Here is a 24,047-nt window from a genome sequence, read left to right as displayed (position 1 = left end):
TTTTTCACCACAAAATATTCAAACTTCTAACAACTTCACGTTAATTTCTTTATGAAATGGTCTAAGCTATTGATAGTCAGTTGCACAACTACTGTTTTCAGTGTGGAGGATGCTATGTGGCAGGGGATTTCAAACCAGCTTTCTGAACAATTAGGTTATTCATTTAAGATCACCGAAAAAGAGGTACTAACAGGAAGTGAGGTTAATCAATGCTATTGCATCAGTGACGGCAACGAACGTTTCTTCCTCAAACTCAACACTCGGGATAATTTAGTTATATTCGAAACAGAAGCAGAGAGCCTTCGTATTCTTAATGAAGCATGTTGCGTTCAAGTTCCACAATTTGTTCATATGGGAACATGTAAAGACAAAGCATTTCTGGTTCTCAATTACCTCCCAACTAAGCCCTTAGACTCACATTCAGCGTATGAGCTTGGTCAGAATTTAGCTAGCCAACATTTATGGGGTGAGCAAATTGAATACGGTTTTGATTTCGATAATTATATAGGCCTTACGCCACAACCCAATAAATGGCGCAGAAAATGGTGTCGATTCTTTGCTGAACAGCGCATAGCTTGGCAACTTCAACTGTGTGAAGAAAAAGACATCTCCTTTGGTAATATCGATACTATTACCAGTAATGTGATTCAATGCTTACTCAACCACCAGCCAAAACCCTCACTACTTCATGGGGATCTCTGTTATGCCAATAGCGCTTTGACGGTTTCGGGCCCCATTATTTTCGACCCTGCAACATACTGGGGTGATCGAGAATGTGATATCGCTACAGCTGAACTTTTTGCACAATTTCCGCCAGAGTTTTACCAAGGTTATAACAGTATTTACCCTCTTGATGAGAACTACGAGCAGCGAAAAGAGCTCTATCAACTGTACTATCTTCTTAACCAAAGTTATCTATTTGGTGATTGCTACATAGAAAAAGCAAGACAGATTATCAATAAACTCAAATTAGCAGATTAATAGCGTTGTTTATCTTGAGCTAAAATCAGTAACTAAAATTACTTGGTATATAGAAGTAATCCTCTGATAAACAATACCCAACTATGATAGTATCAGCAGTTGATATCTGATTGATTTTACTATTCTAGGATGATTATGTTACAAGCTGCTGTTTTCGATATGGATGGACTACTTGTTGATTCAGAGCCGTTTTGGCAACAAGCACAAGTAGAAGTATTTACGGATCTTGGGGTTAAAATTTCCATTGAAGATACTCATAAAACAATGGGATTACGAATCGATCAAGTTGTAGAATTTTGGTTTAATCAACAACCATGGCAAGGACCTAACTGTGCTGAAGTAACTCAGACGATCGTTGACCGAGTAAAAGCATTAGTTCGTGAGCAAAAGCCAATGCTTCCTGGTGTTGTTGAAGCTATTACTTGCTGTAAAGAGTCAGGCCTTAAGATCGCTCTAGCCTCTTCATCACCAATGGATTTGATTGAAGCAACGATTGATGCTCTCTCTCTTACTGGGTTGTTTGAAGCAATGTTATCAGCTGAACACTTACGCTACGGAAAACCGCACCCTGAAGTTTATATTAATGCTGCAGATGCATTAGGCGTAAAACCTCAACATTGTGTCGCATTTGAAGACTCAGTAAATGGTTTATTAGCGGCTAAATCAGCTCAAATGAAAGGAATTGCTGTACCTGATGCAGCCTTTAGCCAAGATCCTCGCTGGGCTATTGCCGATTACAAACTTTCCTCGCTGCACGAAGTAAATCCAGAACTATTAGCTCATTTATAACGCCAAAAAGATTATTAATAAGAATAAAGATGGACGCTTCTATCTTTATTCTTAATTAAATCGTGAAAATAGATGCAATTAATTACCTCTACAGCTCTTTTTGACCAAATTAATTTTTCTATTGCCAGTTTATAAAAGTTAATTTGCGACCCATACCCTCTCTGGCCATCAAAAGCATAAACTGACTCATACTCCCTAGTTAATTCACAGCAAAAAACAATGAAAGACGCTAGGATTTAACTAAACCCAAAGCAACAATAATGGATTCATCTCAGTGATTCGGAATTAAACATTCTACTTATGGTAGATATCCAATCACTGACAGATGCAAGACAGTAAATGTTAGGTACCTTGGGGCAAATTAGGGTTAAGGAGTAGATAAATGAGGAATTATAGTGAACATGCTGTATCTTGCCCACATTGCGGCCATAAAATACACATAACATTAGATGCCAGCGCAGGTAGCCAAGAATTTTATGATGATTGTCCTGCATGTTGCCACGCGATTCATCTCAACATGCAAGTAGATGATCAACACAAAACAATCCATTTGTTTGTTGATGCTGATGACGAACAAATTTTTTAACCGATAACGACGAAGACTATAACAATAATCCCTGCTGTACTTGTATAGCGAATAGCAAACACTTGAGCGCATCCAAACTCTTGGTTATGCGCTCCTTTTTTATCTATGTTTTATTTAATATCGTATCTTATCATCAAGCCAAATATTGGATTTTCTTACTGTCTCTGCGCCATCATGCGTTCAACCGTATCGACTACAGCTTGAGTTTGTGGGTCGATCTCAATGTTTATTACATCCCCAACCTGACGAGATTTTAAATTTGTTCGCGTTAACGTTTCAGGTATCAAGTTCACATTAAAGCTGTTATCTACAACATCGCCAATGGTTAAGCTAATCCCATCAATACCAATATAGCCTTTTGTAAATACATATTTCATTAGATGCTCAGGCATGGAGAACCAAACTTGACGGTTATTTTCACTTTCGATGACATCCAATACTTTTGCTGTACAGATAATGTGACCAGACATTGAATGCCCACCAATCTCATCACCAAATTTAGCAGCTCGTTCAATATTGACTTCATCACCAACATGAACAAGACCTAAATTCGTCACCTTTAACGTCTCTTGCATTAAATCAAAAGAGATATGGCGACCTTCAATCTTAGTTACAGTTAAACAACAACCATTATGAGCAACGGATGCCCCAATCTCTAATCCATCTAATAAATGCTCAGGCATTAAAATAGTATGAGTTTGAAAATTAAGTTTTTTATCGATAGCAACAACGGGGGCTGTTGACTGTACAATTCCGGTAAACATATCCATCCTTATTAGACTGAAGACGATCAAACATTAGTTTTATACCAAAGTGATTCGACAGTTCTGATTGTAGAGTATTTATAAATGATACTCATGAACCAAACCTTAATGCCTCTTAAGTATCAAAGCGATTATCGCAAGCTCAATATCGAGTCTCAAATATTATTTTCATTTCAATCGCACCTTAACTCTGGCTCACTATGTGTATATAATCGCGGCAATTTTATATAAAGCAAACAATCTACACCCTATCTGGAGCAACATCTGTGCACAATTACCGCCGCGAAACGGGCCAACTATTAAAGCTCGCCATCCCTGTATTATTTGCGTCTGTCGCACAAACCTCAATGGGATTTGTCGATACTGTTATGGCAGGTGGCGTTAGCGCTACAGATATGGCCGCAGTATCCGTTGCAGCAAGTATCTGGTTACCATCAATCTTATTTGGTGTTGGTCTTTTGATGGCTTTAGTTCCTATTGTGGCACAACTCAATGGTTCAGGCCGCCGCCATAAAATCCCTTTTGAAGTGCAGCATGGCATTGTACTTGCCCTTCTTGTTACCATTCCAATTATGCTGATTTTATATAACTCAGGGCTGTTGATTCAGTATATGCATGTAGAAGAGCATCTTGCAGCTAAAACTGTCGGTTACTTACATGCTGTTGTCTTTGCTGTACCGGCTTTTTTATTGTTTCAGGCATTAAAAAGTTTTTCTGATGGTTTATCACTCACTGTTCCAGGCATGGTAATTGGCTTTATCGGTCTATTTGCCAATATTCCCTTAAACTGGATCTTTGTTTACGGTAAATTTGGTATGCCAGAATTAGGCGGTGTTGGTTGTGGTGTTGCTACGGCGATTGTCTATTGGTTGATGTTCTTTGCCATGCTGGCTTATGTTCTACTCCATCCTCGCCTAAAGAAGATCGACGTATTTGCAACTTGGTACAAACCACAAGTTAAAGAATTAGTTAGACTGTTTAAAATGGGGTTCCCAATCGCAGCATCTATGTTCTTTGAAGTCTCTTTATTTGCAGTAATCGCACTGTTGATCTCACCTTTGGGATCAATTGTTGTTGCTTCTCACCAAGTTGCACTTAATTTTTCCTCGTTAGTATATATGCTACCTATGAGCTTAGGCGCGGCATTAAGCATTCGTGTTGGCTTTATGTTGGGTCAAAAAGATATTGATGGGGCTAAAATTGCCTGTCACTGTGGTTTTGCAACGGCGTTATTAATGGCAATGACTACCGCGGTTCTAACGGTAATTTTCCGTGAAGATATCACTCGATTATATTCTCACAATCCAGATGTTCTGATCTTAGCGGGTAAACTGCTTCTTCTTGCTGCTATTTATCAATGTACTGATGCGATTCAAGTTGTTGCAGCTGGTGCGCTTCGTGGTTACAAAGACATGCGAGCAATCTTTACTCGAACTTTTATCGCCTATTGGGTACTAGGTTTACCAATTGGCTATATTTTGGGTATGACAGATTGGATTGTGCCAGCAATGGGACCTCAAGGTTTCTGGATCGGATTTATCATTGGTCTAACAGCGGCAGCAATTATGCTAGGTAAGCGTGTTCTTTGGGTGCAAAGCCTTAGCCGTGAACAACAACTTGAGATGTCAAATCGTTAATACAAGCTTATAAAATAAGAACGTTAATAACTAACGGGTTGAGCTCTTCGCTTAACCCGTTTTTTATTTTTCATAGAACAGATAATAGCAACCCAGCAGAATCACAGGCTCTAGCAGTTACTTGGGTATATACTCAAGAAAAGTACTAGTAAAAGGAAATAACCTATTGTGTGTAACCCATTACGGTATTTATCTTTCTCTGTATGTTTTTTGTTCATTGTTATCCTAAATGGATGTGATGCTCTGTCGTCTTCCGACTCTCCTTTTCATACTTACGCGCAACGCTTAGCAAACGTACTTGATACCTCATTTGATGAGCGAACAGTTAATACCCATCTTGATATTATCCCCTATCCTGATAATAGAGATATTTACCAAACGCTCCCTGATATTAGGATTGGTTTATTAGATGCTTATGAGCTTAGGCAGTGTGGGCTATTCCATTTAATTGCTGAGAGAAATTCTGTTTTAGGTAAAGTACAAGACAAAACACGTCAGTTACGATATGAGATCCTATTTTTACAAGGGCTACGCACATGTTTAGCGACATTAGATACTAAGACAGATCTGTACCAACAACTTGTGAGCATCGAGCAACAAAAGCAACAGCAAATCCCTCAATATTTATGGAACATGCTCTTTACTGGTGAAGAGTGGCGAAAACAATTTGTCATTAATTATCAATGGATTAATTCAAATCAACAAAACGGGTTTCATTCCTTTTTAGATGCGGTTCGCCTTGTTAATTATTTAAGTCAAAGTACAGGGCAGCAAGCAATTATTCCTTCCAATCAGCTGGATTTACTATTGCAAAGTCAGGCTAAGCTATACAAAAACCCATATTTTGGTCGTTTGTTATATTCTTTAGCTCAAAGTACGGCTTGGCTCAATGCTATTACACATATGCTAAAAGACCATCAAGAGTCGATTTACTGCGGGTCAGGTAGAAATAATCAAAAAGCACAATATCTTAACAATGTATTTTATAAATATTACTCGCAAGATATTCAAAGTTACTTAGCAACATTAAGCAGTCAATATCAACAACTACAACCTCTACTACTTGAGCTATATCAATACTCGTTACAGCATGGAATCACCCCCAGCCCCCAGATGTCTCGTTATAGCCAGTACTATTTTGCAAACCACCTCTATCGCAATTTCAAACAAGCGACTCTTGAGCATGTTGAATATTGGAAAACATTATTCAAACGGTGTAACTTTTCAGTTGGCAACAATCAAGCCCAATGACCTATTTTGAGCCATGTTTCGCAACAAAATAAGTCAAAAAAGTGCAGAATAAGCGAATAGCGGCATACTTTTTTCATCCACACTAAATGACGTTCCTAAGTAAACAGCCTAAAGATAAAAGCCCAACATAAACTTAAGGAGTAAGGTTATGAATAAAATGAAAAATGAGGCAAAGCTCATCAAAAAGGCACTTGAACTTGGTTTCTCTTATGCTAAGCAGCAAGGTTATGGCGATTTAGATAAGTCAGTTCCTGCTAATTATCGCGTAGAAATTATTTATCGAATGCTGGTGGAGTGTAAGCAAATTACCCCGCTCGCAGTTGATCAAGAAGACAGTATCCATATGAAGCACAAGCTTGCTCTTTGGATCTCTCGCTTATTACCACCAGAGCATGAACTGTTACAATAATACTTATCAAATCACCCGATTAGGCAAAACTTTCAACACATTTTCTTCTCATCAGTTCTGAAAGTTTTGCTGATTTCTCAGTCAATTAGCAGCACCCCTACCGTAAATCTGATTAATGAGCAACCAAACGCACTCAAATTATAAAAAAAGCGAACTCAAACACTTGCGCCATGGAAACTAAGTCGCTAATATCCATGGCGTTCAGTTAGTTCTGGATGTCTGTACGAGCGTAGCTCAGTTGGTTAGAGCACCACCTTGACATGGTGGGGGTCGGTGGTTCAAATCCACTCGTTCGTACCACTCTTTTTAGAGTCAAAATTTGCGTCTGTAGCTCAGTTGGTTAGAGTACTACCTTGACATGGTAGGGGTCGGCAGTTCGAATCTGCCCAGACGCACCACTTATACTTATCTAAGTAGATTTGAATAAAGTCTTTTTAAATAAGTATACGAGCGTAGCTCAGTTGGTTAGAGCACCACCTTGACATGGTGGGGGTCGGTGGTTCAAATCCACTCGTTCGTACCACTCTTTTAGAGTCACAATTTGCGTCTGTAGCTCAGTTGGTTAGAGTACTACCTTGACATGGTAGGGGTCGGCAGTTCGAATCTGCCCAGACGCACCAAATTTTAAAACCTGTTCATATGAGCAGGTTTTTTATTATCTATTAAATAAAGTCTTCAGTAATAAATAGATAGAAGCTCCCATTATGAGCTCCTATCTCGCCAAATACTTAATTCATTGAAAATGCTTTTGTTTCTTTAAATTTATCACTGCTTGAACTGATAAATTTGCCCTCTTCATCTTGGATAAAGAAAACAGGTAAATTAAGTTTATTTGCAGCTTCCATTCCTTGTTTTGGGCCAAGGCAAAGCATTGTCGTTGCCCATGCATCCCCTTTGATAGGATCATTACCAAATACAGAAGCCGATACTAAATTATGAGTAATTGGTGAACCTGTTCTTGGATCAAGAATATGAGAATACTCTTTTTTACCCTGCTCAAAGTTATGGTGATACGTACCAGATGTATTCAGTGAAACACCACTTTGATCAAAAATCGTCACGACTTGATATGGCTTCACCCCTTCTTTTAGTGAAATTGGTTGCTCAATTGCGACTCGCCACTGCACACCATTTGGCTTATGACCTTTAATTTTCATGTCACCACCAAACTCCACCAAATAATTATTAATGCCATCGGCTTCTAAGATTTTGCTTAGTTGACTAATAGCAAACCCTTCTCCCATTGAAGAAAGATCAATTTGAACTTGGGGAATGGCTTTTCGAATTTTTAGATGCGTCGGATCGATTTCAATATTATTGATCCCCATATCACCTTGAATAGTCGTTATCTCTTCGTGGGTCGGTACATGTAATTTATCACCTTGAAATCCCCACAGTTTGTATAGAGGTTGAATAGTTGGATCGTAACAACCACCACTGTCTTTATTTATGGTTTTTGCTAATGCGACCAGATCAATAAATTCTTTTGATGCCGGTTGCCACTGAGTGCTCGCAGAATGATTAAATTCTGAAATATACGAGTCATTACGATACGTAGAAAATTCTTTGTCTATCTCTGCTAGCCGTTTATCAAACTGAGCTTGAACTTTCGTGACTGGAACATCATCTTTAGCCCAGTAAGTCACATGATATGTTGTACCTTCAGCAAAGCCTGTGATCTTCTCAAGCTTTGGTGGCTCATTACATCCAGAAAGAAGTAACGAAATAGATACCGCCAATGCAGCACAACCCATTTTACTTGGCTGTATTTTTTTAGTATTAACAAACATAGAACAGTCCACAAAAGAATATTTATACCCAGAAAACATCTGTCAGCTAGGATTCTTAAGTCTAACAGTTCAACTTATGTGGTGCTAGAGCGTGAATCTAAGCTCTAATTTCTCTGTCTAATTTCAATTTAATCAAACAAATGCAACATTGCGCACATAAATCTATAAATCCAGAGCGCATACTTGCTTCATTCCAATAAAGAATAAACAGAGAGATAAGATATGGGTGTTTATACCTTAATTTCAAATGGTCAATTGATCGTGCCATTAAATAACTACCATCACTATTTTGATCAAGAAATTAAACAACTTAAGCAACAGGGGTTCTCGACATTAGATGTAACAGTAGAAGCCGAAACAGCAGAAGAAGCGATTGAAAAATATAAAGCGGATTATGATAGCGGAGATGCTAAGTTTGTTTCACTGCTCGCAGTAATGAGTAACCTTATGTGAAAAACGAAACGCTCAGCACAAAACAATGCTGAGCGTTTTTATCGATTAAATGCCGTACTGTTCTATAATTTGATTCTTATAAATTTCAGCTTGGGTTCCATAAATTATCTGGATACCCTTTCCTGAACGAATAACTCCCTTTGCATCTAAAGAGCGCCATACATCATCAGAAGCTACCTTATTTGGGTCTTTGACCGTGATTCTTAATCGAGTTATGCAAGCATCAATCGTTTCGATATTATCAACACCACCAAGCTTCTCAACAATCTCAGTGGTTAGAGTCGATTGCTTTTTCCCATCTAAGTCTTTACGAGTATAAAGCTTATTTTCAGCTTGATTACGGCCAGGGGTTGAATAGTTAAACTTACGAATCATAAAACTAAAGATGAAATAGTAAGCCAACGAGTACAACGGGCCTAAGATAAGAATCCATTGATAAGATGTTTTTGCGGTGCCTTGTAATAGACCAAAGAATGTAAAATCAATGAGCCCTCTTGAGAAAGTAATACCTACAGCAACATCAAGTAAGTGCATCAACATATATGCGATGCCTTCCAAAATAGCGTGAATTACATAAAGAGCAGGCGCAACAAATAAGAAAGTAAATTCCAATGGTTCGGTAATACCGGTTAGAATAGAAGTTAATGCAGCAGAGACTAAAATGCCTTTAACTAGTTGTTTATTCTTATCATCAGCACAACGATACATAGCTAGAGCTGCGGCAGGTAAACCAAACATCATTGGAAGAAATCCACCTGTCATTGTTCGTGTTGCTTCTGAACTAAAATGTGTCACTGTTGGATCTGCTAACTGTGCAAAAAAGATTTTCTGCCCACCGGAGACTAACTGCCCTGCCACTTCTTGAACGCCACCTAATTCGGTATACCAAAATAGCGGGTATATAGCATGGTGAAGACCAAATACGTTCAATAATCGCATTGCAGCACCATAAAAGAAGGTTCCGATATACCCCATTGCAGAGAAAGCTTCACCAGCATGAACAATTCCTTGGAAAATCGTTGGCCAAATGTAAGGAAAAATTGCAGCTAGAGGAAAAAAGAACAGCATCGTCATCACAGGTACAAGCCGATTACCACTAAAGAAAGCTAGGTAATCAGGCAGCTGTTTATTCGAGAATTTATTAGTAATAAAAGCCGATAATAAACCACATGCAATCCCCCCAAAGACCCCAGTTTGTAACGTAAATATACCAAGAACATGTGTATACATAGAGGCAATACCAGCGGCTTCTGTGGCATTTTTACCCGCAGCAATTAAAGCTTGAGTGGTAACGCTCTCAGGAGTGATTCCTTGAAAACTAAGTAGTGCCCCAATAACGGTTTGAAATAACAAAAAACCGATTACTGCCGATAGGGCTGCGGTCTCTTTATTATTGTTAGCCATACCGATTGCAACACCAACGGCAAAGAGTAATGGCAAGTTCTCAAATACAAATAGACCTGCTTTAAAACAGAGTTGAAGAATGTGGTTAGCAGGTGTACCTGGAGCAAGAAAAGCTAAGTGATAAGTTTCAATCAAAGGGCCGCTAGTAAAAGCACCTCCAATACCTAACAAAATCCCCGCCATGGGCAATACAGCAATAGGCAGCATAAATGCTCGACCAATTTTCTGCAGAGAAGAAAAGAGACTATTCATAAAATATCCTTGTCATTACACGTCAATTAATGAGACTCCATTTTTAATTATATTTTAGGAGTATTACTCCAAATATGCTTTGTTATATGTTTTCCTTCAAATCACGAAAGATTAAGAAGTGATCTTTCACACAAAATTTTCCATAAAAGTCATAGAAGTTTGAGAGAGATCTCAGAAGATATAGAGCTAGATTGTCACCAAATTTCAGATGCAGCTCACTTTTTTGTGAGTAAAATAATGCAAGGATAAAAAACACAATATCAGAATGAGAAAACGGTCATGTTGTTTTACTCACAGAAGGATAAACTCTTCCTATCACCAGTAAGAAAGGTAAGGAGTTCTTATGGAATGCTTCGAATTACGAGTGCTAAGTGATCAATTAATAAAATCAGACAATCTCTACTACACTCAAAGCAATCAATCCGATGTCATCGCAATAATTGATAATGATGAAGATCTTATGTGGGCTGCGCGCCATTCTCTCACTGGAGAGCGTGTTCTCCAACAAATTGTACGTATCGATTTTATTGACCATTTCATGATCATTGAAAGCAAGCATCAAGATGATCACACGGTTAAAATTCAACGAAAATTGCCTATCTCAAATATTGTTATTGAAAAATATTCAAAACATAATTAAGAATTCTTGTGCTTATTTATTAGTAAGAGTTAAACCTAACTTGGTTTAACTCTTTTATTTAAATCATATTTAAGTAATTTTTATTTTATTGATTAATGTTGCATAATTAATCGAATCTAATTTAAACCTTGTAATATAAAATGGTTATAAAGTCATAGCACGATTATTTTTTGCTCTTCCCCATTAACAACATTAAAACAATAACTCAATGATTTATCTGATATTTAATTATTACCTAAATATCAAAATTATTATTTATATCGTTTTAGTTGCTATTAAGTTACTTTCACCTTAATTAAATAGTCATCTAAACTTATTCCACCCTTTGGAATTTTGCTATTTATGCAGGCGAATTTTTTATGAATTTCTTCCATAACTTAAGAGATGAACAAAAAGGTCGATTCATTACACTTCTTGGTGTCATGATACTCAGCTTTGATACCTTACTTGTACGATTAATCAATTGTGATGAGTGGACCCTAATCTTCTGGCGCGGTTTTTTACCAGGAGTGGTTCTATTTATTGTTCAGTGGCTTACGGATCCTTCAGTTATTCGCCAGCACCTATTTCGTTTATCGCCACTAAATCTTATTACATCAATTTTATTTAGTGCCTCAACTATTTGCTTTGTCTTTTCCTTAGATCACACCCAAGTCGCAAGCACTTTGGTTATTACAAATACAGCCCCTTTGCTAACCGCAATATTGGGCTATTTCTTCTTAAAAGAAAAACTACAAAAATCAACGTTAATTGCTATCGCGATTGCTGTCGGTGGCATCTGGCTAGTTTTCGGTTTTAAACCTTCAGCCTCAGAGATTGAAGGCGATTCTTTAGCTTTAGTTTCTGCGCTATCAATGTCGGTTTACTTGGTCACTTTGCGTAAAACAAAAGGCCAATATGGATCGATCTTTTTGATTCAGGCAGCAGTACTGACCTCAATCATCTCTCTTGCAGCAGGAGCACATCCACTCTCGCTTGATACTCACCAAAACATATACATCTTTTTACTGGGTGGCATAGTTATACCTTTCTCTTTCTTATTAATCGCAAAAGGTCCGAAATACCTACCAGCAGCAGAAACTAGCTTAATCTTATTACTTGAAGTGTTGTTTGGACCTTTGCTTGTATGGTTGATTGTTGGGGAAGCGCCTACACTGAACGTTGCGATTGGTTCCGCAATAGTCTTAATTACTCTTGCATCTTTAACAATTTGGCAGTGGCGAAACGAAATGAAGGATAATTGAATACCAATAAGGCATACATTGTGGTAATTTTGGCAACAGTTTATTTCACCGGTTGACCTTTGTTTATTTATTGCTCGTATTTATGCCTGCAGAATCCATAATTTGAACAATACTTACAATCATTGATGAAATTAAGAGCTTTTACCATTTTTGATAAAATACATGCCATTTTTGGCTATGTACCACAAATTAACCCAAGCTCTACAATGCGTATCTTTTTCTATCTTTATACCATATACGGTGCGCTATATTCGCACTCGTATTGTCAACGTTGAGGGCCTTGAATGGGCAATATTGCTAAATCCGCAGTAAAATTAAGCGTGTTCTCGGTGATCATGATTACTGTGACTTCCGTTGATAGTATTCGTAATCTCCCAGGAGCTGCACTCTTTGGTAGCCATGCTATTTCGTATTTTTTATTAGCCGGCTTGTGTTTCTTCGTTCCAACTGCTCTTGTATGTGCAGAACTAAGTACTACATATCCTAAACAAGGTGGTGTTTACTTATGGGGAAAAGAAACATTAGGACATAATTTCGGTTTCGTAACTGTCTGGTACCAATATGCTGAAAACATTGTTTATTATCCGCCACTGATCTCTTTTATTGTTGCTACTGGCACATACCCATTTTTCCCTCATTTGGCAGAAAACAATATTTTTATGCTGGTCATGATCAACGTGATCTTCTGGGCCTTAACCATTGTTAATATTTATGGCTTACGTCTATCGTCGATTATCACTAATGTGTTTGGTACCTTTGGTCTAATCTTCCCTATTCTATTGATCATTGCATTAGGGGCTTACTGGACATACACCAACCCTGAGTCTTCCCATATTTCGCTCCGTCACGCTTCTGATTGGTTACCGGACTTCTCACAAAGTGGAGTTGGTGCTAGCTTTACAGCGGTAGTGCTATCACTAACAGGGATTGAGATCACCACAGCCTATGCAAGTGAAGTTAAAAATCCACAAAAGGCTTATCCTAAAGCTCTATTGATCTCAACAGTATTGATTCTAATATCGCTCACAGCGTGTTCTCTTTCTATTGCAGCAGTGGTTTCAAGCAATCATTCCAGCTTAAGTGAAGGGGTAATTTTGGCATTTAAAACCTTCTTTGAAGATCTTAATATGCCATATCTATTACCTATTATTGCTCTAGCTATTGTGTTTGGTAGCTTAGCGAGTTTGAACAACTGGATTATTGCTCCAACGAAGAGCCTACATGTTGCTGCGCAAGATAAGTTTATGCCGATTCGTTTGGCTAAAGAAAATGAAAATCAAGCGCCAGTTCCACTGTTATTACTTCAAGGGGCGATCGTTAGCTTACTATCACTCGTCTTTATTTTGGTACCAAACGTCAATCAAGGCATGTGGCTACTCAATATTCTAATGACGCAGCTTTATATGGTGATGTATATCTGTATCTTTATTAGCTTCTTAGTTTCTCGTCGCAAGCATAAAGATATTGAACGTCCATTTAGAGTGCCAGGTGGCAAATTTGGTATGATTGTGGCAGCAGTATTAGGCTTGTTTAGTTGTATTGTGACCATCATTGTTTCATTTGATGTTCCTGCGGGTATCAGTAAAACAACGGGTGCATATGCGCTTATTATTGGCTTTATTGTGTTTAGTTTACCAGCAATTTTTGCAATCAAATATCGAAAGAAACACGCCGCTTAACTATAAAAAATACGAGTAAAAATTAAAGCCGCTTGAATGAACTAACATCCAAGCGGCTTCTTTTTATGCTCAACAAAATCTCAATTAGTGAGAAACTGTTTTCGATAAGAGATTAACAATCAATACGCCCGCAATAATGAAACCTATACCTATGATGCCGGGTAAATCGAGTTTCTGACCATAGAAAAAGTAGCCAATAGTCGCCACTAAAACGATCCCTGCCCCACTCCATATCGCATAGACGATTCCAACTGGCAATGTTTTTACCGTGACAGACAATAGGAAGAAAGCAACACCATAGCCAACTAAAACAACAATACTTGGTACAAGCTTTGTAAACTGCTCTGCTTTAGGAATAAACGATGTTGCAATCACTTCAAATACAATCGCAATCGATAAAGCAATAAAAGGAGGTAATGACGTTAGCATAGTAAACATATTATTAAGCTCTAGGTTGAGATATTACAGCAAAAATTATCTAGATGATTAAACTGGAACGGATTGTAAAGATTCTTACGAGTAGTTACTAGATAATGAAATAACAAATAATTATTACCAATTAGTAACAGTTATCTTTTATTTATTTGATTAACAGCAATACAGCAGTAATAGCTATCTTAACCTTATGATTTTTGACCTATAATAAGGACATAAGTTGGCATTTTCTGACATAAGTGTGACAAATCATTTTGTGTTCTAGCGTATAAATCGTAAGCTATAGCATTCTTGAAACACAATCTGAGCGCAAAAAAATATAGCAAAGGCATATTATGAACCCTAAAGCATCCAGCTATAACAACTCAATAAGACTTATTTTGTTAGCTCTTATTGCTGTCTTATCTTGTTACTACCTATGGGTTCTTTATAAAGCAGCTACCCCTAATGTCAGCATCGCGTATAAGACATACTATATAAAACAACAAAATTTATACTGGGATATTGATAATCCAGATTTGTCTTTATCAATACCGAAAACACTAAAAGTAGAGCAAAATCTACCATTCTTATCGCGCCAAGGTTGGAGCAAAGATGTCATAGATCATGCGCGCCAACTTGAGAGTCAAGGTGGTCTTTACTTCACTGTAAAGCAAGCCATCGAACAACCTATTGAGCTAACGATTGATATTACGACACCAGTGACTCAATCTATTGATATAACAGTTAACCAGTGGCATGGAACTCTGCACCCCTCAATATCGCAGCCAAACCACCTAACAACCATCATTCCAGCAACGGCTTTTTTAGCTCCTAAAGCGATTCAGCAACTAACGGTTCTAAATTCTCAGCCATTATCTGTTCAACAAATTACTCTAGAGTCGGAACATGAATAAACCAATGATAAAAGAAGATTACCGTCTCTCCCTCATTGTTCCTGTTTACAATGAAGAAGAATCTATCGAGACATTTATTGGGGCAATTAATACACGCCTAGCTTCTATACGCTCTCATATTGATATCGTTTTTATTAATGATGGTAGCAGTGATAACACTCGCACTGTTATTGAAAACCAGATCCGCCAAGATGATTCCATTACCTTGGTTAATCTAGCCAAAAATTTTGGTAAAGAAGCGGCAATGACTGCAGGACTTAACTATGTTGAAGGTGATGCTGCTGTTATTTTGGATGTAGATTTACAAGATCCACCTGAGCTAATTCTAGAATTTGTTCGTCTGTGGCAAACCGGTGAGTACGATACTGTATATGGTGTTCGAGTTGACCGCTCTCACGACACATTTATGAAGCGTTTCACCGCTGGTGGTTTTTATCGTTTCTTTAACCTGCTCTCTTCTGGTACACGCTTACCTGAGAACGTTGGCGATTTCCGTCTGATCGACCGCAGTGTTATTGAAGCCATAAAACAACTGCCAGAGCGTAACCGTTTTATGAAGGGTCTATTGGCATGGTCTTCATTCCGCTCAATTGGGGTGGATTTCCAGCGCCCTGAACGTTGTGCTGGTGATACCAAGTTTAACTATTGGAAACTGTGGAATTTTGCGGTTGATGGTATTTTCAGTTTTACTGCTTGGCCACTACGCGTTTGGGGCTTCATTGGTTTAGGGATATCTTTCTTATCTTTTATTTTCTTAATGTACGTACTAATTAGCGCGCTATTTTTCGGTATCCATACTCCAGGCTATGCTTCAACAATTTCGGTCGTACTGTTCCTTGGTGGCATTCAGTTAATTTCGTTAGGCGTTATCGGCGGTTATATCAGCCGAATTTATGTTGAGGTAAAACAACGTCCAATCTACCTAATTGAAGGAGTTTATGGAAAATACAAAGAGCAAAAGCCGAATGAGTGATTCTTTTTTAAAGCATTTTTGGCAAATTAATCGATTTGCTATTGTTGGACTACTGGCGACCGCAGTTCATTTGTCTGTGGTACGCCTGTATTTCTTGCTGATTAATGAGCCATCTGAATACAAAGCCAATATTGCAGGGTTTTCTATCGCCTTTTTATTTTCTTACTTTGGTCACAGGCACTTTACGTTTTCTAAAGAAGGTTCATTTTTTAAGTTTTTGATGGTCGCCTTAATTGGTTTTTTCATCAACAACTTAATCTTAACCTCATTACTTCATAGCGGTTTCGTTACAGGTTGGATAGCCGTTGCTATTTCTACCCTTTGTGTACCTATCATTACTTTTATTTTGTCTAAATTTTGGGTCTTTAAATGAGTATCTCAACTCAAGAAAATATCCGTTTAAATCGTAATATTTGGCTAACTATCCTGTTTGCTGCCATTGTCAGTCGCATTGTTTTCTATGCTCTTGGTTTATGGGGTGTCGATAGTTTTGTAACTGGTAAATATGCCGAACAACCTGTCTGGCAAACTATTTGTCGTTTTGACTGTGTTTGGTTTTACCGCATTATCCACGATGGTTATGATCTTTTCCCTCAGTGGTTAAGCCAAAATAATGCTGCTAACTGGGCTTTTATGCCATTACAGCCTTTTCTTGGCTGGGTCTTTTCTCATCTCGCCTTTTTTGACGATCCTATCGATAATGCTCGTTTGGGATTAATTCTGGTTTCCAATATTGCTTTTGTTATCAGCCTACCTTTAGTTGTAATGACATTAAAACAACTCAAGTTTAGTGAAAACACCCAATATACCGCAATCTGGTTACTCTGTTTTTCACCTTATACGGTTTACTCGATGGCGGGTTATACCGAGCCCTTGTTTATCGTTTTTGTTACTGCCGTTTTCCTATTTAGTTATCGTCAACAATGGCTTTGGGTCGCTGTATTTGGTTTACTCGCCGCTATCACGCGAAATTTAGGTGTATTTTTAGTCTTTCCAGTCTTAATTATTGCGATTCAGCATTATGGATTAGACACATTCTATCGCTTCAAAACTCAAGGCGTGAAAGTTATTGCCGCTATCTGGATTATTCCTTTTGGCTTTTTCTCATATATGACCTATCTCTACTTCCATACTGGAGATGCTCTTGCATTTGGTCATATTCAGATAGCATGGGGACGACAACTGACGAACCCTATCCATTGGATAATCTATGGTTTTAACACAGGTGGTCCTAAGCTTTATTTGGCCATTGCCTCTTTACTAGCTTTCGCCCTAAATCTCTACTTAGTGTTTAACAAGAAATACCCGGAAGCACTCTTTATGTTTATCTGTTTAGTGCTACCGTTATCATCAAGCTTAAACGCAATGCCTCGTTATCTGTTTGGTTTATACCCTACGTTTCTTGGTTTAGCCATGATTGTAGAGCGATACCCATCAGTAAAAACGCCATTATTGTGCGTATTTAGTGCTGCGAGCTGTTTTATCAGTATCGGGTTCTTTAGCCATATAATGTTTACCGTTTAACTACTGCACTCATCTTTATATTTTAGAAAGCACTGCTCTTCCACCAGCAGTGCTTTTTTATTAGCTCACAGTTTCATATCCAGTTTTTGTGATCTCAATCAAAGTCGGAAAAAAGCTTTCCGAATTACGATACTTTTTTTTGAGAATATCGCGATATCCCCTGCTCTATTTCCCTTACTATGCCAATAAAGGTCAGGAACATGAAAAAACTAGAACGACAAAAGTTTATAAAACTAAAATTGGCAAAAGATAAAAAAGTCTACGTTTCTGAGTTAGCAACAATATTACAGGTTACCGACAGAACAATTCGTAGCGATTTAAAATATTTAAGTGAAAAAAGAGTCTGTGTTCTTTTTCATGGCGGAGCAAAATTAATTGATGTTCAATATGATGTAGAGTTTAAAGAAACCTCATTACATACCATGTTAAAAGGTTTAAAAAATTCTTATCAACCCAAAGAGCCATCAATTAAAACAGAAGAAAACAATACAGAAACCGATGTTTATGTTCTTGGTTCATTTAATATTGATATTGTCACTGAAGTTGATAACTTGCCTAAAATAGGACAAACACAAAGAGCAACCTCTACCCATTTTTACCCAGGTGGAAAAGGGGCGAACCAAGCATCAGCGGCAGCAATTTTATGTGATAAGGTCCATCTAACAATAAAAGTAGGTCAAGATGAATTCTCTGAAAAAGCGAAATCGTATTTGTCATCAACAAATATTACATCACTTACTTTACTAGAAGATAACCTAACCCATACTGGAAGTGCGATTGTTTTAGTTTCAAGTCAGACAGGTAACAATATGATTACTATTGACTTAGGAGCTAATGAAACCATAAAAACAGAAGAAATATTACAAGACATTGATCTCATAAGAGAAGCAAAAGTGTTTCTTACTCAATTAGAGAACAATTTTGATGCAACACGTTTTGCTATAGAACAAGCGTATTCATCTCAAACCTTAGTGATTTTGGACCCAGCGCCATATCGTGAGGAAGTAAAACAAATATTACCTTTTATAGATATTATTACACCAAATGAAATTGAGGCGGAAGAAATATCAGGAATAAAAATTACAGATATTTCAACTGCAAAGGATGCTGCAAAAGCCATATATCAACAAGGTGTAAACCATGTAATTATTACCATGGCAGAAAAAGGCAGTATTTTATATAACCATTTAGGGTTTCATTATACACCAGCTTATAAATCTGCAGTTATTGATACCAGTGGTGCAGGTGATGCTTTTACCGGTTCTCTTGCTGCCTATTTAGCAAAGGGAGTGAATTTAAAACAAGCAATTAATTATGCGACGGCTTTTTCGTCATTAAAAATTGAAAAGAAAGGTGCGTCAAATATGCCAGATAAAGGATTAATTACTTATCGAATGAATCGTGAATATATTATTGAATAACACTTACATCTTAATTAAATACATTTAGATACGAGTAATCATATTTGCTCGTTATCTCTCTACCCTACTCATAATTAAATATTAAATTGGAGTCATAACTATGTTTATCGTCCACTCCTATGCTTTTGCCATTTTTATGTGCATTATAACCATGATTTGTTGGGGCTCATGGGCTAACACCACCAAATTAGTTGATAATAAAAAATGGCCATTCCAACTTTTCTATTGGGATTACGCTATTGGTATTTTACTGTTTTCATTAGTCTTTGCTTTTACTCTAGGCTCTAGTGGCACAGAGGGACGTCCATTTATTACCGACCTTATGCAAGCAGATATAAAAAGTATCGGTTCAGCACTTTTAGGCGGTATTATTTTTAACTTATCGAATATTTTATTAGTTGCTGCAATTGATCTCGCAGGTATGGCAGTGGCGTTTCCAATTGGTGTTGGTTTAGCGCTTGTGCTAGGCGTGATAACCAATTACATGGGCAATCCTCAGGGCGATCCCATCATTCTCTTTGCTGGCGTTGCCTGCGTAACCGTTGCCATTATTCTGACTGCAATTGCTTACAGCCGCATTCAAACTGGCGATAACGGAAATAAACTAAAAGGCGTCATTACTGCAGTACTCGCTGGTGTAATTATGGGCTGGTTCTTCCGCTTTGTTGCCGATTCTATGGCGGTAGATTTTGCAAACCCTGCTGTTGGTAAAATGACACCGTACACTGCACTGGTCATCTTCTCCGTTGGAATCTTTATTTCAAACTTTGTCTGGAACGTTGCTGTAATGAAAAAGCCCATTTCAGGCTCTCCAGTTCAAGGCGATGCATACTTCAAAGGTTCAATTAAAGAGCATGCAACAGGTATTTTAGGTGGGGTTATCTGGTGTATCGGTATGGCATTAAGCCTTATTGCATCAGGTGCTGCTGGCTATGCTGTTTCATACGGTTTAGGTCAAGGTGCAACTATGGTCGCGGTTATTTGGGGCGTATTCATCTGGCGAGAATTTGCAACAGCACCCAAAGGCACCAATAAACTTCTATCTATTGTTTTTGCCTCTTACATCTTAGGCATCATTTTAATCATTGCAGCTAACAGCTAATTCTTTGGGGAGATCAATTATGAACCAGAAAAAAATCGTTGTATTAGGAAGCTCAAGTCAAGACCATACGGTTCAATCTAGCCATCTACCACAAATGGGTGAAACTGTTATGGGTCACCGTCATATTATGGCAAGCGGCGGTAAAGGTGCAAACCAAGCGGTTGCCGCTGCACGATTAGGTGCGCCGGTTACATTTATTGCCTGCATGGGTAACGATGGATTTGCTCATGACACATTGCCAAAGTTTAGCGAAGACGGAATTAATACCGATCACATCCATATTTGTGATAACGAAAATACTGGTATTGCCTTAATTTTGGTTGATGATGAAGGCCGAAACTGTATTTCTATTTCACCGAATGCGAACAGTCGCCTTAACGCCGAAGTGGTTGACAGTCATGCCGAAGTTATCCGTAACACTGACTATTTATTACTGCAATTAGAAACGCCTCAAGATGGTATCGACCGTGCTGTTGAATTGGCAAAACAAGCTAATGCAACCGTGATTTTAAATCCAGCACCCGCTCGTCCACTATCAGATCAATTGCTTAGTCAACTTGACCTAATAACGCCGAACGAAACAGAAGCAGAGATCTTAACGGGAATTAAAGTTGTTGATGAAAAGACAGCAGAACAAGCCGCTCAAGCATTTATTGCTAAAGGTGTGAAAGAAGTCATCATTACCATGGGTAAACAAGGTGCGTATTTATACCGACAAAGCCAAGGAAAACTGATCCCTGGTCATCGTGTTAATGCCACAGATACAACGGCTGCGGGTGATACGTTTAATGGCGCATTATTGGTCGCCCTAAGCCAAGGAGCTGATCTGGAAGAGGCTATCTTATTTGCACATAAAGCCAGTGCAATCTCAGTTACCCGTATGGGAGCACAAACATCCATTCCATACTTAAAAGAACTGGATGCGTTCGACTTTGTAAACTAACAACACTCATCGAGCTATAATTTCCCCCAAACCTAGGGCATATTGTTTTGTAATCAATATGCCCTTTTTTATTTATTGTCCGTTTCTCTTTTTAATCATTAACGCTAGCATATTGTGAGTAAAATAGATTTTAATGTTCTTTACTTTTTATCTAGCTTTATATCCTAGTAAGCAAAAATATGTCTAGATAAATAACAACCCATGATATCTAGATTTTTATACATAAATTCATTCACAAATCCCGCCTCTGTTAACACGGCATTCATATCAACCTGTTGCATCAAAACAGCGTTTTTAGATTCCAAAATCACCCACTTTTATTTGTACGACAAATATCATAAATTTGTGTCACTCATCACATATTTTTTCGTTTTTAAGAATTATGTCCTGAGCCCGAAATGAATAATGATAATGATCGAGGCTTTTATGTCGGATAAAACAGTTTCTGGTGCAGAACTTGTTGTTGAAACCCTTAATGCTCACAAAGTTCCACACATTTTTGGTATTCCAGGCGCTAAAGTAGACGCGGTATTTGACGCAGTCTGTGACAATGGTCCTGAAATTATTATTTGCCATCATGAACAAAATGCAGCGTTCATGGCAGCAGCAACAGGTCGTTTAACAGGTAAAGCTGGGGTGTGTTTAGCAACTTCAGGACCTGGCGCATCAAATCTTGTAACAGGTGTAGCAACAGCGAACAGCGAAGGTGACCCTGTTGTCGCTCTTGCTGGTGCTGTTCCTTTGTCTATGTATTCACACAATACACACCAGTCGATGGATACTCGTTCACTGTTTAATCCGATCACTAAATTTTCAGCGGAAATTCTCGATACTGGCTCAGTACCCGATGTGGTTCATAAAGCATTTCGTATCGCAGAAAAGCCAACTCAAGGGGCGAGTTTTGTCAGCCTTCCCCAAGATATTTTGACTAACCGAATTGATGCATTAAACGTTCAAAATCCAAATCCAATTCTATTTGGTGGTGCGAATAAACAAGCAATTCGAGAGGCCGCAGATAAAATTAACTCAGCAAAAAATCCAGTATTGTTACTGGGTATGGATGCTAGCCAACCTCTTGTTACTGAGGCAATTCGTTCACTGCTAAAACAAACACCTATTGCAGTTGTTAATACCTTTGCCGCAGCAGGTGTTATTTCTCATGACCTTTATAATTGTTTCTTAGGTCGCGTTGGTCTATTTAAAAACCAACCTGGTGATATTGCTCTAAACAGTGCTGATTTGATCATCACCGTAGGTTACGATCCTATCGAATACGATCCAATTCTATGGAACAAAGATGCACAAACACCTATTGTTCATATCGGTTATCAACAAGCAGATTTAGAAGTTAGCTACAACCCTATCTGTGAAGTGGTTGGTGATCTTGCGTCTTCTATTGCTGATTTAGCGGTTGAATTAGATTTACGTGAATCTCTAGAAAATAACCAACAAATTCAATTACTGCGTCACGATCTACAACGCATCATGATGTTAGGTGAAAACAAAGTCTCTACTCATGGTGTGCACCCTCTTCGCTTTATTCACGATTTGCGTCGTTTTGTAAGCGATGACACAACAGTATGCTGCGATGTAGGCTCTATTTACATTTGGATGGCGCGTTACTTCCATAGCTTTGAACCTCGTCGTTTGCTCTTTAGTAACGGTCAGCAGACTCTTGGTGTAGCACTCCCATGGGCTATTGCTGCCTCACTGCTTCACCCAAATGAGAAAGTGATCTCTATGTCTGGTGATGGTGGTTTCTTATTCTCTTCAATGGAACTGGCTACAGCGGTTCGTCATAACTGTAATATTGTTCACTTTGTATGGACTGACCACAGCTATGATATGGTTAAGATTCAACAACTTAAGAAATATGGCCGTGAGAGTGCTGTTAGCTTTACCGGTCCTGATATTGTGAAATATGCAGAGAGCTTTGGTGCTCATGGTCTAGCTATTAATTGTGCTGACGATATTGCACCTGTATTACGTAAAGCAATGAGCCTAAGTGGTCCTGTTCTTGTAAATGTGAATATCGATTATAGCGATAACTCTCGTCTACTAGATCAAATGTACCCATGCCATCAAGACTAACTAGCAAGAAAAGGTAATAACGATGAATAAAACTTTCTATCAAACCTCCATGATGAGTGCCTTAATTGCAGGTCTTTATGAAGGTGACTTTACTATTGGTCAGCTACTTGAACACGGTAACTTTGGTATCGGTACTTTTGATGATCTTGATGGTGAAATGATTGTCCTAGGTGATGAAGTTTATCAGCTAACAAGTACAGGTGACGTTCACTTAGTTGATAAAGCGATGACGACACCTTTTGCCTCTGTTGTTGATTTTCAGCCAACAGAAACAAAAGCGTTAACCCAACTCACTAAGCAAGAACTTGAAGCTCTACTTGAACAAGAAGGACTTGTTGCCAATAACGCGATTAATGCGATTCGTATGACAGGTACCTTCTCTTATGTGAAAACACGTACAGTACCAGCACAGCATCGCCCTTATCCTCCTATGGTAGAGGTCGTTAAACATCAGCCTGTGTTTGAATTAGAGCAAGTGTCTGGTGTGATGATTGGCTTTAAGATCCCTGATTATATGATTGGTATTAACGTACCGGGTTATCACTTCCACTTCATTAGCGATGATCGTACCCAAGGTGGTCATGTGAGTGATTTCGTTTTAGCTCAAGGCACACTAGAAACTGAAATCTTTAAGGACTTCCATCTCCGTATGCCAGCTTCTCATGAATTTGATGTCGCAGATCTTCACCCCGAAGATCTTAAAGAAGCGATTCATACTACAGAGAAATAATTAGATTTACTGATAAAGAATAAAGCCCCGCTTAGATTGAGACTAAACGGGGC

General features: G+C 38.2%; 23 protein-coding genes and 4 tRNA genes. 23 read left to right on the top strand and 4 right to left on the bottom strand.

The features are described from left to right. Positions 1 to 114: 114 nt before the first annotated feature. The 3 genes from WAX86_RS06105 (at position 115) to WAX86_RS06095 (ending at position 2,356) form a co-directional block, all read left to right on the top strand. Entirely contained in the window at positions 115 to 981 is an 867-nt protein-coding gene (locus WAX86_RS06105; RefSeq protein WP_065172352.1) for a fructosamine kinase family protein, read from the top strand. Positions 982 to 1,116: 135 nt separating this feature from the next. Then, entirely contained in the window at positions 1,117 to 1,770 is a 654-nt protein-coding gene (hxpB, locus tag WAX86_RS06100; RefSeq protein ID WP_341489274.1) for a hexitol phosphatase HxpB, read from the top strand. Between the two features lie 382 nt (positions 1,771 to 2,152). After that, complete coding sequence (locus WAX86_RS06095; protein ID WP_036764050.1) at positions 2,153 to 2,356, top strand: CPXCG motif-containing cysteine-rich protein; 204 nt, start codon at positions 2,153 to 2,155, stop codon at positions 2,354 to 2,356. A 155-nt stretch (positions 2,357 to 2,511) separates the two neighbouring features. Here WAX86_RS06095 and WAX86_RS06090 read toward each other — a convergent pair whose 3' ends face one another. Continuing rightward, positions 2,512 to 3,120, bottom strand: coding sequence for a riboflavin synthase (locus tag WAX86_RS06090; protein WP_005299903.1), 609 nt, complete (start codon positions 3,118 to 3,120; stop codon positions 2,512 to 2,514). A gap of 266 nt (positions 3,121 to 3,386) precedes the next feature. Here WAX86_RS06090 and WAX86_RS06085 point away from each other — a divergent pair, with 266 nt between their 5' ends. The 7 genes from WAX86_RS06085 (at position 3,387) to WAX86_RS06055 (ending at position 7,037) form a co-directional block, all read left to right on the top strand. Beyond that, positions 3,387 to 4,757 (top strand): MATE family efflux transporter, encoded by a 1,371-nt coding sequence (locus WAX86_RS06085; RefSeq protein WP_005299905.1) that lies wholly within the window; start codon positions 3,387 to 3,389, stop codon positions 4,755 to 4,757. Between the two features lie 168 nt (positions 4,758 to 4,925). Beyond that, positions 4,926 to 6,008, top strand: coding sequence for a DUF3080 family protein (locus WAX86_RS06080; RefSeq protein ID WP_341489273.1), 1,083 nt, complete (start codon positions 4,926 to 4,928; stop codon positions 6,006 to 6,008). Positions 6,009 to 6,156: 148 nt separating this feature from the next. After that, on the top strand, positions 6,157 to 6,417 hold the full coding sequence (locus WAX86_RS06075; protein WP_044175862.1) for a DUF5062 family protein: 261 nt from the start codon (positions 6,157 to 6,159) through the stop codon (positions 6,415 to 6,417). Between the two features lie 223 nt (positions 6,418 to 6,640). After that, positions 6,641 to 6,717 (top strand) — tRNA-Val (locus tag WAX86_RS06070). Positions 6,718 to 6,738: 21 nt separating this feature from the next. Then, positions 6,739 to 6,815: transfer RNA gene (locus tag WAX86_RS06065), tRNA-Val, on the top strand. A gap of 48 nt (positions 6,816 to 6,863) precedes the next feature. Continuing rightward, positions 6,864 to 6,940: transfer RNA gene (locus WAX86_RS06060), tRNA-Val, on the top strand. 20 nt (positions 6,941 to 6,960) lie between these two features. After that, positions 6,961 to 7,037, top strand: a tRNA-Val gene (locus WAX86_RS06055). A 108-nt stretch (positions 7,038 to 7,145) separates the two neighbouring features. On the opposite strand, the gene WAX86_RS06050 is transcribed toward WAX86_RS06055, so the two are convergent. Continuing rightward, a complete protein-coding gene (locus tag WAX86_RS06050) occupies positions 7,146 to 8,207 on the bottom strand; it encodes an FAD:protein FMN transferase (RefSeq protein WP_188008111.1) in 1,062 nt (353 codons plus the stop codon). 222 nt (positions 8,208 to 8,429) lie between these two features. Here WAX86_RS06050 and WAX86_RS06045 point away from each other — a divergent pair, with 222 nt between their 5' ends. Further along, a complete protein-coding gene (locus WAX86_RS06045; RefSeq protein ID WP_065172347.1) occupies positions 8,430 to 8,660 on the top strand; it encodes a hypothetical protein in 231 nt (76 codons plus the stop codon). A gap of 45 nt (positions 8,661 to 8,705) precedes the next feature. On the opposite strand, the gene WAX86_RS06040 is transcribed toward WAX86_RS06045, so the two are convergent. Beyond that, positions 8,706 to 10,316 carry a PTS transporter subunit EIIC gene (locus tag WAX86_RS06040; RefSeq protein ID WP_065172346.1) on the bottom strand — a complete coding sequence of 537 codons (1,611 nt, stop codon included), beginning with the start codon at positions 10,314 to 10,316 and terminating at the stop codon, positions 8,706 to 8,708. Between the two features lie 343 nt (positions 10,317 to 10,659). On the opposite strand from WAX86_RS06040, the gene WAX86_RS06035 reads away from it, so the two are divergent. From WAX86_RS06035 to WAX86_RS06025, 3 genes are all read left to right on the top strand, one after another. Next, positions 10,660 to 10,956, top strand: a complete 297-nt coding sequence (locus WAX86_RS06035) for a hypothetical protein (protein WP_065172345.1) — start codon at positions 10,660 to 10,662, stop codon at positions 10,954 to 10,956. 359 nt (positions 10,957 to 11,315) lie between these two features. Beyond that, a complete protein-coding gene (locus WAX86_RS06030; RefSeq protein WP_237033586.1) occupies positions 11,316 to 12,200 on the top strand; it encodes a DMT family transporter in 885 nt (294 codons plus the stop codon). Positions 12,201 to 12,484: 284 nt separating this feature from the next. Further along, a complete protein-coding gene (locus WAX86_RS06025; RefSeq protein WP_065172343.1) occupies positions 12,485 to 13,879 on the top strand; it encodes an APC family permease in 1,395 nt (464 codons plus the stop codon). A gap of 84 nt (positions 13,880 to 13,963) precedes the next feature. Here the strand turns inward: WAX86_RS06025 and WAX86_RS06020 are convergent, their stop codons facing one another. Continuing rightward, positions 13,964 to 14,317: a multidrug efflux SMR transporter gene (locus WAX86_RS06020; RefSeq protein ID WP_065172342.1), complete on the bottom strand. Its 354-nt coding sequence runs from the start codon at positions 14,315 to 14,317 to the stop codon at positions 13,964 to 13,966. Positions 14,318 to 14,649: 332 nt separating this feature from the next. On the opposite strand from WAX86_RS06020, the gene WAX86_RS06015 reads away from it, so the two are divergent. From WAX86_RS06015 to budA, 9 genes are all read left to right on the top strand, one after another. Next, a complete protein-coding gene (locus WAX86_RS06015; protein ID WP_109375127.1) occupies positions 14,650 to 15,210 on the top strand; it encodes a riboflavin synthase subunit alpha in 561 nt (186 codons plus the stop codon). Beyond that, positions 15,203 to 16,183: a glycosyltransferase family 2 protein gene (locus WAX86_RS06010; RefSeq protein ID WP_065172340.1), complete on the top strand. Its 981-nt coding sequence runs from the start codon at positions 15,203 to 15,205 to the stop codon at positions 16,181 to 16,183. Before WAX86_RS06015 ends, WAX86_RS06010 begins: the two co-directional genes overlap by 8 nt. Continuing rightward, positions 16,176 to 16,556, top strand: a complete 381-nt coding sequence (locus tag WAX86_RS06005) for a GtrA family protein (protein WP_036764060.1) — start codon at positions 16,176 to 16,178, stop codon at positions 16,554 to 16,556. The genes WAX86_RS06010 and WAX86_RS06005 overlap by 8 nt, the downstream gene beginning before the upstream one ends. Then, positions 16,553 to 17,707: a hypothetical protein gene (locus WAX86_RS06000; protein ID WP_112163065.1), complete on the top strand. Its 1,155-nt coding sequence runs from the start codon at positions 16,553 to 16,555 to the stop codon at positions 17,705 to 17,707. Before WAX86_RS06005 ends, WAX86_RS06000 begins: the two co-directional genes overlap by 4 nt. A 200-nt stretch (positions 17,708 to 17,907) precedes the next feature. Continuing rightward, the gene (locus WAX86_RS05995; protein WP_341489272.1) at positions 17,908 to 19,128 is read left to right on the top strand and encodes a PfkB family carbohydrate kinase; all 1,221 of its coding nucleotides are present in this window, start codon (positions 17,908 to 17,910) and stop codon (positions 19,126 to 19,128) included. Positions 19,129 to 19,228: 100 nt separating this feature from the next. After that, the gene (locus WAX86_RS05990) at positions 19,229 to 20,230 is read left to right on the top strand and encodes a GRP family sugar transporter (protein WP_065172337.1); all 1,002 of its coding nucleotides are present in this window, start codon (positions 19,229 to 19,231) and stop codon (positions 20,228 to 20,230) included. Between the two features lie 19 nt (positions 20,231 to 20,249). After that, on the top strand, positions 20,250 to 21,173 hold the full coding sequence (gene rbsK / locus WAX86_RS05985; RefSeq protein ID WP_341489271.1) for a ribokinase: 924 nt from the start codon (positions 20,250 to 20,252) through the stop codon (positions 21,171 to 21,173). 426 nt (positions 21,174 to 21,599) lie between these two features. Continuing rightward, a complete protein-coding gene (alsS, locus tag WAX86_RS05980) occupies positions 21,600 to 23,264 on the top strand; it encodes an acetolactate synthase AlsS (RefSeq protein ID WP_065172400.1) in 1,665 nt (554 codons plus the stop codon). A gap of 22 nt (positions 23,265 to 23,286) precedes the next feature. Further along, positions 23,287 to 23,994 (top strand): acetolactate decarboxylase, encoded by a 708-nt coding sequence (gene budA / locus WAX86_RS05975; protein ID WP_224756710.1) that lies wholly within the window; start codon positions 23,287 to 23,289, stop codon positions 23,992 to 23,994. Positions 23,995 to 24,047: the final 53 nt, after the last annotated feature.

The organism is Photobacterium damselae subsp. damselae (assembly GCF_038086725.1).
Classification (GTDB): domain Bacteria; phylum Pseudomonadota; class Gammaproteobacteria; order Enterobacterales; family Vibrionaceae; genus Photobacterium; species Photobacterium damselae.
The sequence above is the reverse complement of the archived record's forward strand: the minus strand, read 5'-3'. Positions and strand labels throughout refer to the sequence as shown.

Coding starts and splice junctions, on each gene's coding strand:
- hxpB (WP_341489274.1), top strand. CDS start 1,117: ATGTTACAAGCTGCTGTTTTCGATATGGATGGACTACTTGTTGATTCA.
- WAX86_RS06050 (WP_188008111.1), bottom strand. CDS start 8,207: ATGTTTGTTAATACTAAAAAAATACAGCCAAGTAAAATGGGTTGTGCT.
- budA (WP_224756710.1), top strand. CDS start 23,287: ATGAATAAAACTTTCTATCAAACCTCCATGATGAGTGCCTTAATTGCA.
- WAX86_RS05995 (WP_341489272.1), top strand. CDS start 17,908: ATGAAAAAACTAGAACGACAAAAGTTTATAAAACTAAAATTGGCAAAA.
- WAX86_RS06030 (WP_237033586.1), top strand. CDS start 11,316: ATGAATTTCTTCCATAACTTAAGAGATGAACAAAAAGGTCGATTCATT.
- alsS (WP_065172400.1), top strand. CDS start 21,600: ATGTCGGATAAAACAGTTTCTGGTGCAGAACTTGTTGTTGAAACCCTT.
- WAX86_RS06015 (WP_109375127.1), top strand. CDS start 14,650: ATGAACCCTAAAGCATCCAGCTATAACAACTCAATAAGACTTATTTTG.
- rbsK (WP_341489271.1), top strand. CDS start 20,250: ATGAACCAGAAAAAAATCGTTGTATTAGGAAGCTCAAGTCAAGACCAT.
- WAX86_RS06035 (WP_065172345.1), top strand. CDS start 10,660: ATGGAATGCTTCGAATTACGAGTGCTAAGTGATCAATTAATAAAATCA.
- WAX86_RS06010 (WP_065172340.1), top strand. CDS start 15,203: ATGAATAAACCAATGATAAAAGAAGATTACCGTCTCTCCCTCATTGTT.
- WAX86_RS06095 (WP_036764050.1), top strand. CDS start 2,153: ATGAGGAATTATAGTGAACATGCTGTATCTTGCCCACATTGCGGCCAT.
- WAX86_RS06090 (WP_005299903.1), bottom strand. CDS start 3,120: ATGTTTACCGGAATTGTACAGTCAACAGCCCCCGTTGTTGCTATCGAT.
- WAX86_RS06045 (WP_065172347.1), top strand. CDS start 8,430: ATGGGTGTTTATACCTTAATTTCAAATGGTCAATTGATCGTGCCATTA.
- WAX86_RS06025 (WP_065172343.1), top strand. CDS start 12,485: ATGGGCAATATTGCTAAATCCGCAGTAAAATTAAGCGTGTTCTCGGTG.
- WAX86_RS06005 (WP_036764060.1), top strand. CDS start 16,176: ATGAGTGATTCTTTTTTAAAGCATTTTTGGCAAATTAATCGATTTGCT.
- WAX86_RS06000 (WP_112163065.1), top strand. CDS start 16,553: ATGAGTATCTCAACTCAAGAAAATATCCGTTTAAATCGTAATATTTGG.
- WAX86_RS06020 (WP_065172342.1), bottom strand. CDS start 14,317: ATGTTTACTATGCTAACGTCATTACCTCCTTTTATTGCTTTATCGATT.
- WAX86_RS06105 (WP_065172352.1), top strand. CDS start 115: ATGTGGCAGGGGATTTCAAACCAGCTTTCTGAACAATTAGGTTATTCA.
- WAX86_RS06075 (WP_044175862.1), top strand. CDS start 6,157: ATGAATAAAATGAAAAATGAGGCAAAGCTCATCAAAAAGGCACTTGAA.
- WAX86_RS06040 (WP_065172346.1), bottom strand. CDS start 10,316: ATGAATAGTCTCTTTTCTTCTCTGCAGAAAATTGGTCGAGCATTTATG.
- WAX86_RS05990 (WP_065172337.1), top strand. CDS start 19,229: ATGTTTATCGTCCACTCCTATGCTTTTGCCATTTTTATGTGCATTATA.